Raw genomic sequence first — 13,184 nt, 5'->3', positions numbered from 1 at the left:
TGGTGGGGGGGGCGGCCCCTCAGGCGCCCTGTCGGGCGGCCAGCCCCAGGTGTTCGCCGACCCGGTTGACCATCAGCGTCATCTCGTAGGCGACCTGGCCGATGTCGGCGTCGGGTCCGGTGAGCACGCACAGACAGCTGCCGTGTCCGGCCGAGGTCACGAACAGGACGCCCTCGTCGTACTCGATCATGGTCTGGCGCACGTCGCCGACGCGGAAGTGCGTCCCCGATCCCTTGGCCAGGCTGTGCAGCCCGGAGGCCACCGCGGCCAGGTGTTCCGCGTCCTGCCGTTCGAGTCCCTGGCAGGCTCCGGTCACCAGTCCATCGGTGGACAACACCAGCGCGTAACGGATGTACGTGATCCGTTGCGTCAGGTCATCCAGCAGCCAGTCCAGACGACTACTCAGCGCCATCCCCGTCCCCCTTCGTCCTTGGCGGGTGCGGAGCCAGCCTTACCCACGACCGACCCGGGGGCAACCATCCGCCCAGCGATAGCGAAGGGGTATCTGCTTCCGTCCTCCCGAAAGGGTCCCGGCGGGAACGAAGAACGACCGAAAGGTCATGGGTGCCCTGGCGTGAATACCCCCCTCCTCTCCTCACCGTGAGCGAGCGCTCACGGTTCGCCACCGTCCGCCGAGATCGCACGGACGGGGTGGAACGGGCCCGAAGAGGCGGCTGGGACCACGGGGGCAGAGGGAAACGATCACGCCACGGGCACGTCGAGAAGCCCGTCCGGCCCGCCCCCTCGAAGGGGTCGGGCCGGACGGCATCCACGCAGGTTCCGTGGAGCGGGGTCTGTCGGTCAGGGGGCACTCGCCTCGGGGCTCAGCGCCCCAACTCCCGGCGGCTGACCCGACGGAAGCGACGGCGCTGGCTGGGGTCGAGGGTGAAGTAGGCGACGACGGGCACTCCCACGATCACCAGTACGGCGATCCAGAAGGACGTCAGCCACCACAGGAGCAGGCCCACGGCCACGCCTCCGACGGCGATCTTTCCTCTGTTGGTCATCTGTCCAGCCTCCTTGGCGCGGCCGATACGGCCATTCACTGGGTGAAACGCGGTGGCCGCCTCCACGGTTCCTGGGCCCGGCCCACGCCCGACCCGTCACCTCCAGCGTAGGGCGGAGGCGCTGGGAAGCACCGTTTGGGGATCGCCCGGGGGTGCAGTACCCTCGGCGACCCTCACTAGTCAAATTTGAGGTGCCCCGGGAACAGGGGCCACTTCGCCCCCGTATCCCGTGGAGGAACCCTGCTCCGCCGACCCGCCGTCTTCCTGCCGGCCGACCCACCACGGCACTCCACCCTCACCTTCTGGCAACCGCCCCACGACCCCTCGGCCGTCGACCACCCCTCGGACACCCCGCTCACCGTGGTACTCCCGGACGACCCCACCGCACCGCGACAGGTCGAGCACCACACCGTGGCCGCCCGCCACCTCCCCCTCGCCGAGGCTCTGCCCCTGCTGACCCGGGCCCGTACCGCCGCCGACACCCACCCGGCCACCGCGTTCTGGGGAGCCGCCACCCTGCTCGCCCTCCAACTGGCCGCCCGGGGCCGGCTGTTGCCCCGACTGACCCCGACCGACCAGGACAGCTGGGGCGTCGGCCCCCTCGGGGCGGACGACCGGGGCCGCCTGGACGAGCTGGCCCGCTCCATGCCCACCCACGCCCGCGCGGTCCCCCTGGAGGGGCAGCGGGGTGACGGCCCCCCACGGCTGCCGGACGCCGGCTGGCTGCTGTCCGCCTTCGTGGACGCGGTGGCCGACGGGCTGCCCCGCACCCCCGCCGCCGGCCGGGCCGCCGGACACCCCGAGTTCACCTCCGCCCCCACCCGAACCGTGTCCCGCCACCGGGCCTGGACACAGCAGGTGGCCCATTCCCGGGACTCGGGGGTACGGCTGTCCCTGCGGGTCGAGCTGGACCCGGCCGAGCAGGCGGTACGCGTTCCCCTGGTACCGCAGGTCCACAGCCTGGACGATCCCCGGCTGATCGCCGACGCCGCCGACCTGTGGCGGCACCCACCCGAGGGCTTCGGCCCCGCCGCCCGTACCCAGACCCTGCTGGCCCTGCGTCGGGCCGCCGCGGCCTGGCCCCCGCTGGAAGCGCTGCTACGCCGCGCCGTACCGGACTGCCTGGAGCTGGAGGAGCCCGAACTCGCCGCCCTGCTCGGGGAGGAGGTCGCCGCCCGGCTGCGGACCGCCGGGGTCGAGGTGCTCTGGCCCCGCCAGTTCGCCCGGGGCCTGACCACCCGGGGAGTCCTGGCCCCCGAGGACGACCAGGAGCAGCCGGACGGCCCCCGGCCGTTCGCCCTCGGTCTGGACGCGGTCCTCCGGTTCCGGTGGCGGTTCGCCCTGGGCGGGGCGGAGCTGAGCCCCGAGGAGCTGGACCGGCTCGCCGAGGCCGGCCGGCCCCTGGTCCGGCTCCGCGACGAGTGGGTGCTCGTCGACCCCGAGGCCCTCCGACGGGCCCGTCAGCGGGTGGACCAGCGGCTCACCCTGCGGGACGCCCTCGGGGTGGCGCTCACCGGCACCCTGGCCACCGAACCGGGGAAGAACGACGACCCGTCGGACCAGGCACCCGTCCCGGTCACCGCCCAGGGCTGGCTGGAAGGACTACGGGAACAGCTGGCCGACCCCGAGGGCGGCGAACCACCGCCCGTGCCCGAGGAGTTGCGCGCCACCCTGCGGGACTACCAGCGACGCGGGGTGGGCTGGCTGCACCGGATGACCTCCTGGGGCCTGGGCGCCTGCCTGGCCGACGACATGGGCCTGGGCAAGACGGTCACCCTGATCGCCCTGCACCTGACACGGAAGGCCGAGGGCCACACCGCCCCCACCCTGGTGGTCTGCCCGGCCTCCCTGCTGGGCAACTGGGAACGGGAGATCGCCCGGTTCGCGCCCGGCACCCCGGTCCGCCGCTTCCACCAACAGGCCCGGGACCTGGACGGGTTGGGCGAGGGCGCCTTCGTACTGACCACCTACGGCACCCTGCGGGTGGACCGGGAGCGGCTCGCCGCGACCCGGTGGGGCATGGTCGTGGCCGACGAGGCCCAGCACGCCAAGAACCCCCGCTCGGCCACCGCCCGGGCGCTGCGCGCGCTGCCCACCGACGCCCGGGTGGCGCTCACCGGCACCCCGGTGGAGAACAACCTCTCCGAACTGTGGGCCCTCGTCGACTGGGCCACCCCCGGCGTCTGGGGCTCGCTGGCCGCCTTCCGGGCCCGGCACGCCGACCCGGTCGAGGCCGGCGACCCGGAGGCCGCCCAACGGCTGGCCCGGTTGACCCGTCCGTTCGTCCTCCGCCGCCGCAAGTCCGACCCCGGGGTGGCCCCCGAGCTGCCGCCGAAGACCCTCACCGACCGCGCGGTCTCACTCACCGTGGAACAGACCGGGCTGTACGAGGCGGTGGTACGGGAGCTGATGGGCCGCATCCAGGACAGTGGCGGACTGGCCCGACGGGGGCTGGTGGTCAAACTGCTGACCGCGCTCAAGCAGGTCTGCAACCACCCCGCGCAGTACCTGGCCGAGACCGAGCCGGTACTGGAGGGACGTTCGGGCAAGTTGGAGCTGCTGGACGAACTGCTGGACACCCTCCTCGCGGAGGAGGCCGGGGTGCTGGTGTTCACCCAGTACGTGGCCATGGGCCGGCTGCTCGCACTCCACCTGGGCCGACGCGGCATCCCGGTGCGGTTCCTGCACGGCTCCACCCCGGTCGCCGAACGGGACCGGATGGTGCGGGAGTTCCAGGAGCACCCCGAGGCGGGCGGGGCGCCCCCGGTGTTCCTGCTGTCCCTCCGGGCGGCGGGCACCGGGCTCAACCTCACCCGGGCGAGCCATGTCGTGCACTACGACCGCTGGTGGAACCCCGCCGTGGAGGACCAGGCCACCGACCGCGCCCACCGCATCGGCCAACAGCGCCCGGTCCAGGTCCACCGGCTGATCGCCGAGGGCACCGTGGAGGACCGGATCGCCGAACTGCTGCGCCGCAAGGCCGAGTTGGCCGACTCGGTGCTGGGCGCCGGGGACGCCGCGCTCACCGAACTGTCGGACGAGGAACTGGCCGACCTGGTACGGCTGGGTCAGGAGGTGCCCGCGTGACCGGAGGACCCTCCCCCGCGCGGGAGCTGACGTTCGCCCCACCACCCCCGCCCCGGGGCCGGGCCTTCGCCCACAGCTGGTGGGCCAGGGGCTGGGTCGCCGCCCTGGAGGAGAGCAGCCTCGACCAGGCGGCGCTGCGGTCGGGGCGGAGTCGTGCCCGGGCCGGTTCGGTCGGGGCGGTGACGGTACGCCCCGGCAGGGCCACCGCCGTGGTACGGGACCGCGACGGCTCCGCGCACCGGGCCGACCTGCTGCTGCCGGTGCTGACGGCCGACCACCAGGCGCGGCTGCGGTCGGTGGTGGCCGGCGAGGCGGGGCATCTGGCCGCCCTGTTGGACGGTGAGCTGCCCGACGCGCTGGCGGAGGACGCCCTCGCGGCCGGGGTGGAACTGCTGCCGGGGGTCGGGGAGTTGGAGCCGGAGTGCGGTTGCGGCGGCTGGGACCACTGCGCCCACACCACCGCCCTGGGGTACCAGCTGGCCCGGGCGTTGGACGGGGAACCCCTGGCGCTGTTGCTGCTGCGGGGGCTCACCGAGGAACGGTTGCGGCACCTGGCGGACGAGGACGGGATCGACGGCGCGGAACGGCCGGACGGTCCGCCGGGCCAACTCGCCCTGGAGGCCTACCGCCTCACCCCGGCACCACTGCCGCCCCCGCCGGAGGTGGAGGAGGCACCACACCCGGTGTCGCTGTACGCCGAGACGGAACCGGACGGACTGGACGTGGCCGCCCTGGAGTTCCTGGCCCGGGCGGCGTCGGTGCGGGCCGGGCGGCTGCTGCGGGCGGCGTTGGCGGGCGACTGGGCCGAGCGGGGCCCGGGGGACGAGGACCGTGACCGCGCCCGGCTGTTGGCCCTGGGGCCGCCGCCCCAGGTGGTCACGCGTCTGACCACCGGCTGAACACGGGTGAGGGGGGTGCGGGCCCGTGAAAGGCCCGCACCCCCCTCGTGGTACCGGGAGCGGCCCCTGCACGGGACCGCTCCCGGTCTCATCTCCCGTCACGCGTACGGCGGATGAGGTCGACCCACCGCCCCTCGTACGGGGTGCGGGTCATGGTGCGTCAGGCGTTCTGCTCCAGCAGGGGCAGGTAGCCACCGGAGTGGCCGTTGGCGTTGGGGTGGTACGCCGCCCACACCGGCACGGTGACACTGTGCAGCCAGGAGTCACCGGAGCAGATCTCATGTCCGTCGAAGGTGTCGCGGGTGTCACCGAAGGAGAACCCGTGCGCGGACACACGCGCGGAGGTCACCGAGGCGAGGGCGTCCGAGGCGCTGTTGATGGCCTCACGGGACTTCTCGCTGATGCCCACCGAGCACGAACCGTTCAACTGGTACATGTGGGGGTAACCGAGCACGACGACCTTGGCGTTGGGCGCCTTGGAGCTGATGGCGTCGTAGACCTTGTCGAGCTTGCCCGGCAGGGTGTTGTTGATGTAGTCCTTCGCCTCGGCCACCTTGTCCAGGCAAGCGGACTCGCCCAGGGTGACGCAGGTGGTCATGGCGTTGGCGAACCCGGCGTCGTTACCACCGATGCTGAGGCTCACCAGGCTGGTGTCGCTGTTCAGCGAGCTGACCTGGTTGTTGAGCACATCGTCGGTGACGGCGCCGGAGCAGGCCACGAAGGAGAAGGAGGACGGGGAGTTGGCGCTCGCCCACAGGGCCGGGTAGGCCTTGTTGCTGCGGTGGCAGTCGCCGCTGTCGTCGTCGTAGTCTCCGGCGCCGTTACCGGCGGAGTAGGAGTCACCGAGGGCGACGTAGTTGGCGGCGGCCAGGTCCGAGGACTGGTCGGCAGCCTGGGCGGTACCACTCAGCGTGGCGAGTCCGAGGAAGAGGGCCGCCGCGCCCGCGGCCCATCTGTACGACTTCATCAAGCCTCCGAGGTGGGGGGTGCAAAAAACGTGCAAGACCGTCGTAGCAGCGCAGGGCCCTGCCGAGAAGCTTTCCCGCCCATGGAAAATCTGAACGGCCCGTCCCCCAACTAACGCTTTCCCGGGCATTGTTGGAAGTTTTCGGACGCCGTCCACCATGGTTCGGCGTTCCGCCCACCACTCTTCCGGGGGCCCGGACCCGCGCTCCCGACCGGGTCCGGGGAGAGGCTCAGCTCAACCTGCCGTAGATCTTCGCGCCCTTGCCGGCGGTCAGACTGCAGGTGACGGTCCTGGCGCCCAGGATCACCGCCAGACGCTGCGGATACTGGATCAGGGTGCCGCCGACCTTGCCCGCCGCCTGCCTCCGCGCGGCCCGGTCCAGGTGCGACTTGCACAGGGACTTGGCCTTCTTGGTGATCGCGCTGTCGGTCGTCACGTCCTTGGGCAGCTTGCCCTGGTAGACGACCTCGGCGTCGTGGCCCGAACCACAGGAGGCCTTGCGGCCCTGCCCCTCCTTCGAGGTCACCAGGTTGAAGCAGTCGCCCTCTTCCATCTGGAAGTGTTGGCGGGCCCCGTCCGTGGGTGTGGGGGCGATCTCCTCGTAGTCCCGGGAGGGTTCGTCGCTGGGCTCGTCGTCGAACGGGTCCTCGCTCTCGTAGGGGCTCTCCGACTCGGTGTCGGTGGGCTCCGGTTCGAAGGAGGAGCTGGAGGAGTCGGGAGAGGACGAGGAGTTGGCGACGTCCTTCTTGCCGTCGTCCCCACGGAAGGCCATCACTCCCCCGACGGCCAGCGCGACGACGACCACCGACGCCACGACGGTGGCGATCACCACCTTGCCCTTGCCGCCGCCGGAAGGGGGCGGCGGCGGGGGCCAGTTGCCGCCTCCGCCACTGCCGGGAGGGCCGAAGCCACCACTTCCGGGCGGCCCGAAGCCGCCGCCGGAGGGGCCGGGCGGCTGGCCAGGGCCGAAGCCGCCGGGCCCGGGTGCGCCGCCCGGAGGGGGCTGGGGCACGCCGTAACCGCCAGGGGATGGAGGACCGCCCTGGTAGGGCGGCTGTGCGGGCGGGCCGGCGGGCGGCGGTGGGATCGACATACGGCAACTGTGTCACGGGCTACTGACACTCGGCGACAGTCTTTTCCTCGCGGTGCCCTGGCACTCCTCTCAGGTGAAGTGGCGGGGGCGGCTGGGCCGTTGGGCCGGTGGACGACGTCCGTGGTACGGCACCGGGCGGGCCGTGGTCCCTCGGGTCACCCGACGGGTCCGGTGCCGGACAGTACTCCCGGACGGCGCTCCCGGAGGCGCTCCCGGACGGCACCGCCGGTGTCACCTCTTGATACCGACACCGCCGTAACCGTGGACGCGCTTCAGGTCCTCCTCGGTCGCCGGGGTGCCCTCCGGGCGCCACAGGGGCAGTTGGACCACTCCGGGCTCGACCAGTTCGAAGCCCTCGAAGAAGGAGGAGATCTCCGCGTGATTACGCAGCCGGAGGTTGGCGGTGGACTTCTTGTACGCGTCGGTGGCGTACCGCAGCCCCTCCTCACCGATCACGTCGTGGGTGCCGTGGGTGAGGACCAGCGGGCTGCCGGGGACCAGGTTCTCGGTCAGCGCGGAGATCAGCCCGTGCGGGTCCTCGTCGTCCTGGACGAAGTGCAGCACCGCCACCAGCAGTACGGCCACCGGCTGGCTGAAGTCGATCAGCTCCGTTACGGCGGAGTCCCGCAGGATCGCCTGGGGGTCGCGTACGTCGGCGAGCACGAAGCCGGCGTTGCCGGAGTTGGTGAGCTTGGCCCCGGCGTAGGTGGCCACGATCGGGTCGTTGTCGACGTAGATCACCGTGACGTCGGGGTCCGCCTCCCGGGCCACCTCGTGGGTGTTGGGCGAGGTGGGGATGCCGGTGCCGATGTCGATGATCTGCCGTACACCGCTCTCCACCAGGTGCCGAATGGCGCGGTGGTGGAAGTCGCGGTTGGCTCGGGCGGTGATCCGCACGTCCGGCGAGTGGTTGACCAGTTCGTCGGCGGCGCGTCGGTCCACCTCGTAGTTGTCCATGCCGCCCAGGTAGTAGTCGTACATCCGGGCGGGGTGCGGGGTGTTGGTGTCGATCTGGTCGGGGGTGAAGCCCGCGTCGGACACGGTGTTCTCCAGACTGTTCGGTGGTGCTCACGGTGTGCGCGGGGCGCGCCCGGGCGTGTTCGGGACGGTGGGACGGCGGGAAGAGGGGGGACGGCGGGAAGAGGGGTCAGGTCAGCAGGAAGTCGGCTTCCCCCGCCTTCGCCCCACGGATGAAGGTGGCGATCTCGCCGGGGCTGTAGATCAGCGCGGGCCCGTGGGGGTCCTGTGACTGACGCAGGGCCACCCGGCCGTCCGAGAGCTTGAGCGCCTCCACGCAGCTGCCGCCGTTGCCGCCGCTCCAGGGCTTGTGCCAGCCCTCGTTGCCCAGCTCGCAGGCGGGCATACCGTTGTAGATGCCGTCCATGCTCAGATCTCCTTGCGCATCTCGCTGAGTATGGCCTCGGTCCGGTGCACGGGGGCGGCCTGGGCGCACATGCGGTCCAGGGCCTCCCTGAAGGTCGAGACATCGTCACGCTGGTCGAAGTAGGAGGCGCCCACCAGCGACTCCGAGTAGGCCACGTCGGGCAGCTCCTCCAGGGGGAACCGGAAGATGTGGAACGGCCCGTACATGGCCGGGTGCGGGCCGGCGGCCAGGGGCATCACCTGGAGCCGCACCTGGGTCATGGCGCTGGCCTCGATGAGCCGGTCGATCTGGTCACGCATCACTCCGGGCCCTCCGATGGGGCGGCGGAAGACCGTCTCGTCCATCACCACCCACAGCAGCGGAGGCTTGTCCCTGGTCAGCAGGGCCTGGCGTTCCATGCGCAGGGCGACGCCCCGCTGGATGTCCTCGTCCGAGGCGTGCGGCATCCCCGCGCGGAAGACGGCCCGGGCGTAGTCCTCGGTCTGGAGCAGTCCGGGTACGTAGTGGGGCTCGTAGGCACGGATCTCGTGGGACTCGCCCTCCAGGCTGACGAAGGCGCTGAACCACTCGGGCAGCACGTCGCGGAAGCGGTGCCACCAGCCGGGCTTGTTGGCCTCCTTGGTGAGGGCGAGGAAGGCGCCGACCTCGTCGGGGTCGGTCACCCCGTAGGTGTGGAGCAGCTTCTCCACATAGGGGATGCGCAGGCCGACCTCGGCCTTCTCCATGCGCCGGACCGTGGCGTGGGTGACGTCCAGCGTGCGGGCGGCCTGCTCGTAGGTCAGCCCCGCCTGTTCGCGCAGCTGGTGGAGGCGCTTGCCCAGTACCACGCGCAGAACGGTGGGTGCCTGGGCCGAGGGCCGAGCGTCCGCCACGGTTGTCCTTCCTCTCAACTGCCGTCGCCGGTAAGCATTTTGACATGGGCTGTTAGCGAAGCACAGTCCGTTCAAGCGACTCTGCGAATTGCAGCCTGAACCTTGCCAGGAGTGACCGACACCTCCATAGTGGTGCGGGTGGCTTCCCCCCTAGACGCCCTCGCACGGAAACGCGAGACGAACGGCACCTTCACCAAGGCACTGCGGGACACCTTCCGCCTCCCCGCCGCCGACACCTCCGTCGCGGTCGCCCGGCACCTGGTGGTCAACCGGCTGCGCGAGTGGGAGGTGGCGGCCGACTCCCGCGAGGACGCCGAGCTGATGGTCTCGGAACTGTTCACCAACGCGGTCCGGCACACCGACAGCGAGTCGGTCAGCTGTGAACTGTGGGTGATAGGGCGCCGACTGCGCGTGGAGGTCGCCGACGAGGGGTCCGTCCTCCCCTGTATCCCGATCCCCCGGCAGTCCCCCTGCGAGGGCGACGAGGGCGGTCGGGGACTGATGCTGGTGTCCCTGATGGCCGAGGAGTGGGGCGTACGCGCCCGCGAGCAGGGGCAGGGCCACGCGGTCTGGGCGGAGCTGTCCTGCCGTCGGGGCCTGGACTGAGGCGGGCGCCAAGCACCCCGGGAACGTGACCGGAACCCGTACCGGCTCCCGCACGTTCCCCCACCACGAGGCCGCCCGCACATCCCCGGACCCCGGCGGCCCCGGCGGAACGGAGACGCTGTGAACCGCGATCCGAAAGGCCCGGACCCGGACGACGAGCTGGCCCAGCTGGAGCTGAACGAGGACTTCATCCGCGCGGCCGAGGTGAACGAACCCGCCGCCCGCACCAGGATGCTGAGGGAACGCTGGCGCGACCAGCCACCCGAGCCCCAGCCGTGGCGGGCGGACGAGCCTCCGGCCGGCTGGTTCTTCAGCAAGAGCCGCCGTGAGCGGCGCAAGCGGCGCCGTCGCGGCAAGGACAAGTAGGCCCCTGCCGACAAAGCGGGCCCCTCCCCGGCGCCCCCGACACCCGCCCCGAGTGCTCTCCGGGCGGCAGCACCCTATGAGGAACGGGGGCGCGCCGCCGGGGCGCCGTCGAGCTGCCGTGGGGACCGCCCCGGGGACACCGTGGCGAGGCCATGGAGAGGCCGCCACCAGGGCAGGCGTTATTTGGTCGCAACGTTGTCGGACACGACAGATCAACGCTCCGGTGAAAGGATGCACCCCAGCTCATCGGCACCGCCTGTCCGGTAGTCGAACGGTTCCGTTACTGGAGGCTTCGTGTCCTCGAACAGAAGAATACGCAGGTCAAGTGCCGTCCTGGCCACGGTCGCGGCACTCGGTATGGTCGCCGCCACGGCAGGGTGCTCCAGCACCAAGAGCAGCGGCAAGGGGAACGGGGATGTCGAGCTGGTCTCCAGCGGGAAGCTGAAGACCTGTACCCACCTCCCCTATGAGCCGTTCCAGTTCAAGAAGGGCCAGAAGGTCGTCGGGTTCGACGTGGACCTGGTGGACCTGGTCGCCAAGGAACTCAAGGTCAAGCAGGAGATCGTCGACACTCCCTTCGAGGGGATCGAGTCCGGCGAGGACTTCAACATCAACAAGTGCGACCTGGCCGCCGCGGGGATGACGATCACCCCCGAGCGGAAGAAGAAGTTCGACTTCTCCGACCCGTACTTCGACGCCACCCAGGCCCTGATCACCAAGAAGGGCAAGGACTTCAAGAAGCTGTCCGACCTCAAGGGCAAGAAGCTGGGCGTCCAGCAGGCCACCACCGGCGAGGCCTACGCCAAGAAGAACGCCAAGGGCCTGGAGGTCGTCCAGTTCGAGGACCTGGGTCTGCTGCTGACCGCCGTGAAGAACGGCCAGGTCGCCGCCGGCATCAACGACAACGGCGTCCTGCTGGACTACATCAAGAAGAACGAGGACACCGAGGTCACCGCCGAGTTCGACACCGGCGAGCACTACGGCATCGGCGTCCGCAAGGACAACGACGCCCTGCTGAAGGTGATCAACAAGGCGATCAAGGACGCCAAGTCCAGCGGCGAGTACGACAAGATCTACAAGAAGTGGTTCGGCAAGGCCCCCGAGGAGTCCGGTCAGTGAAGTCCCGCATGTCACCACGCCAGCGGGCACGGGTGATCCGGGGAGTCCAGTACGGCGTACTCGTGGTGGCCGTGGTGGTCGCCGCACTCGTCGCGGACTGGGGAGCCATCCGCAGCGCCTTCTTCGACCTGGAGGTCGCCAGGGCGCAGTTCCCCGAGATCGTCACCACCGCCCTGCTCAACACGGTGATCTACACCGCGCTGGGCTTCGGCTTCGGTCTGGCCCTCGGACTGGTGCTCGCCCTGATGCGGCTGTCGTCGGTGCCCCCGTACCGCTGGCTGTCCATCGGCTTCATCGAGTTCTTCCGTGGTGTGCCGGCCCTGCTGGTGTTCATCGCGCTGGGCTTCGGTGTGCCCACCGCCTTCCAGGTGCAGATCAACCAGTACGCCACGGTGATGCTGGCCCTGGGTCTGGTGGGCGCCGCCTACATCGCCGAGACCATCCGGGCCGGCATCCAGGCGGTGCCCAAGGGACAGATGGAGGCCGCCCGCTCGCTGGGGATGTCACACCCCCGGGCGATGGTGACCATCGTGATCCCGCAGGCGTTCCGTATCGTGCTGCCCCCGCTGACCAACGAGCTGATCCTGCTGACCAAGGACTCCTCGCTGATCTACCTGCTGGGGCTGACCGCCAGCCAGTACGAGCTGGCGAAGTTCGGGCGGGACGCGCTGAACCAGAACCGGAGCCTCACCCCGATCCTGATCGCGGGTCTGCTGTATCTGGTCATCACGCTTCCCCTGGGGCACCTGGTGCGCCGGCTGGAAGCCCGTACCGCGAAGGCCAGGTGAACCGACGATGGCGGAACTCAACAAGAGCGGCGACCTGGCCAAGGACGGGCACGAGCCCCGGCCGACCCGGGCCGCCAAGGACGGGTCGGGCCGGGTGGACCTGCCCGAGGAGGCCATCCAACTCCGGGGCCTGCACAAGGCGTTCGGCGAGCTGGAGGTCCTCAAGGGCATCGACCTGACGGTCCGCCGGGGCGAGGTCGTCTGTGTGATCGGCCCCTCCGGTTCCGGCAAGTCGACGCTGCTGCGCTGCGTCAACCTGCTGGAGGAACCCACCAAGGGACAGGTGGTGGTGGCCGGTACCGAGGTCACCGACCCGGACGTGGACATCGACCGGGTGCGCGAGCACATCGGGATGGTGTTCCAGTCCTTCAACCTCTTCCCGCACCTGACGGTGATGGACAACCTCACCATCGCCCAACGCCGGGTGCTGGGCCGCTCCCGTGAGGAGGCGACCCGTGTCGCCCGCGCCAACCTGGAGCGGGTGGGGCTGTCGGAGAAGGCCGACACCTTCCCGGCGAAGCTCTCCGGCGGGCAGCAGCAGCGGGTGGCCATCGCCCGGGCGCTGTCGATGGAACCGGGGCTGATGCTGTTCGACGAGCCGACCTCCGCGCTCGACCCCGAGCTGGTGGGGGACGTGCTGGCGGTCATGCGCAGCCTCGCCCAGGAGGGGATGACCATGCTGGTGGTCACCCACGAGATGAGCTTCGCCCGCGAGGTCGCCGACCGGGTGGTGTTCATGGACGGCGGAGTCATCGTGGAGGAGGGCCCGCCGGCCCAGGTGATCCAGGACCCGCAGCACGCCCGTACCCGGTCCTTCCTGGCCCGGGTGCTGGACCCGGCCGCCGCGGCGTTGCCGGACGACTGAGGGACCGGCCCGGAGGGCCGGACGTGACGTGGCGGAGGGCCGGTTCCCGTGCGGGGGCCGGCCCTCCGCCACGTACCAGCGAACCCGCCGGCGGTGCTGCCCAGGGCGTAACGGTCACGCCCCAGGGCAGC

At 71.0% G+C, this 13,184-nt stretch carries 14 protein-coding genes; 7 read left to right on the top strand and 7 right to left on the bottom strand.

Translation table 11 applies throughout. From position 1 onward, the window contains the following. Positions 1–19: 19 nt before the first annotated feature. Both ABZT14_RS18735 and ABZT14_RS18730 read right to left on the bottom strand, forming a co-directional pair. The gene (locus ABZT14_RS18735) at positions 20–412 is read right to left on the bottom strand and encodes a roadblock/LC7 domain-containing protein (protein ID WP_356303776.1); all 393 of its coding nucleotides are present in this window, start codon (positions 410–412) and stop codon (positions 20–22) included. A gap of 412 nt (positions 413–824) precedes the next feature. After that, positions 825–1,007 carry a hypothetical protein gene (locus ABZT14_RS18730; RefSeq protein WP_356303773.1) on the bottom strand — a complete coding sequence of 61 codons (183 nt, stop codon included), beginning with the start codon at positions 1,005–1,007 and terminating at the stop codon, positions 825–827. A 186-nt stretch (positions 1,008–1,193) separates the two neighbouring features. Here ABZT14_RS18730 and ABZT14_RS18725 point away from each other — a divergent pair, with 186 nt between their 5' ends. Next, positions 1,194–4,094, top strand: coding sequence for a DEAD/DEAH box helicase (locus ABZT14_RS18725; RefSeq protein WP_356303770.1), 2,901 nt, complete (start codon positions 1,194–1,196; stop codon positions 4,092–4,094). After that, positions 4,091–4,993, top strand: a complete 903-nt coding sequence (locus ABZT14_RS18720; RefSeq protein WP_356303767.1) for a hypothetical protein — start codon at positions 4,091–4,093, stop codon at positions 4,991–4,993. The genes ABZT14_RS18725 and ABZT14_RS18720 overlap by 4 nt, the downstream gene beginning before the upstream one ends. A 160-nt stretch (positions 4,994–5,153) precedes the next feature. Here ABZT14_RS18720 and ABZT14_RS18715 read toward each other — a convergent pair whose 3' ends face one another. From ABZT14_RS18715 to ABZT14_RS18695, 5 genes are all read right to left on the bottom strand, one after another. Then, positions 5,154–5,960 (bottom strand): SGNH/GDSL hydrolase family protein, encoded by an 807-nt coding sequence (locus ABZT14_RS18715; RefSeq protein ID WP_356303764.1) that lies wholly within the window; start codon positions 5,958–5,960, stop codon positions 5,154–5,156. A gap of 229 nt (positions 5,961–6,189) precedes the next feature. Further along, on the bottom strand, positions 6,190–7,053 hold the full coding sequence (locus ABZT14_RS18710) for a hypothetical protein (protein WP_356303761.1): 864 nt from the start codon (positions 7,051–7,053) through the stop codon (positions 6,190–6,192). Positions 7,054–7,284: 231 nt separating this feature from the next. Beyond that, entirely contained in the window at positions 7,285–8,094 is an 810-nt protein-coding gene (locus ABZT14_RS18705) for an SAM-dependent methyltransferase (protein ID WP_356303758.1), read from the bottom strand. Positions 8,095–8,200: 106 nt separating this feature from the next. After that, entirely contained in the window at positions 8,201–8,437 is a 237-nt protein-coding gene (locus tag ABZT14_RS18700) for a DUF397 domain-containing protein (RefSeq protein WP_356303755.1), read from the bottom strand. A gap of 2 nt (positions 8,438–8,439) precedes the next feature. Beyond that, complete coding sequence (locus tag ABZT14_RS18695; RefSeq protein ID WP_356303752.1) at positions 8,440–9,309, bottom strand: helix-turn-helix transcriptional regulator; 870 nt, start codon at positions 9,307–9,309, stop codon at positions 8,440–8,442. A 111-nt stretch (positions 9,310–9,420) separates the two neighbouring features. Between ABZT14_RS18695 and ABZT14_RS18690 the strand changes: the two genes are divergently transcribed. The 5 genes from ABZT14_RS18690 to ABZT14_RS18670 all read left to right on the top strand — a co-directional run bounded on the left by ABZT14_RS18690 (position 9,421) and on the right by ABZT14_RS18670 (position 13,053). Beyond that, complete coding sequence (locus ABZT14_RS18690) at positions 9,421–9,915, top strand: ATP-binding protein (protein ID WP_356303749.1); 495 nt, start codon at positions 9,421–9,423, stop codon at positions 9,913–9,915. A gap of 120 nt (positions 9,916–10,035) precedes the next feature. Beyond that, the gene (locus ABZT14_RS18685) at positions 10,036–10,281 is read left to right on the top strand and encodes a hypothetical protein (protein WP_356303746.1); all 246 of its coding nucleotides are present in this window, start codon (positions 10,036–10,038) and stop codon (positions 10,279–10,281) included. 357 nt (positions 10,282–10,638) lie between these two features. Continuing rightward, positions 10,639–11,400 (top strand): basic amino acid ABC transporter substrate-binding protein, encoded by a 762-nt coding sequence (locus tag ABZT14_RS18680; RefSeq protein WP_356304093.1) that lies wholly within the window; start codon positions 10,639–10,641, stop codon positions 11,398–11,400. 8 nt (positions 11,401–11,408) lie between these two features. Next, the gene (locus ABZT14_RS18675) at positions 11,409–12,188 is read left to right on the top strand and encodes an amino acid ABC transporter permease (protein ID WP_356303743.1); all 780 of its coding nucleotides are present in this window, start codon (positions 11,409–11,411) and stop codon (positions 12,186–12,188) included. A gap of 7 nt (positions 12,189–12,195) precedes the next feature. Then, positions 12,196–13,053 carry an amino acid ABC transporter ATP-binding protein gene (locus ABZT14_RS18670; protein WP_356303740.1) on the top strand — a complete coding sequence of 286 codons (858 nt, stop codon included), beginning with the start codon at positions 12,196–12,198 and terminating at the stop codon, positions 13,051–13,053. The last annotated feature ends 131 nt before the right edge of the window (positions 13,054–13,184 follow it).

It is taken from the genome of Streptomyces sp. NPDC005438 (assembly GCF_040606315.1).
GTDB lineage: Bacteria > Actinomycetota > Actinomycetes > Streptomycetales > Streptomycetaceae > Streptomyces.
This window is presented reverse-complemented; position numbering and strand designations above follow the sequence as displayed.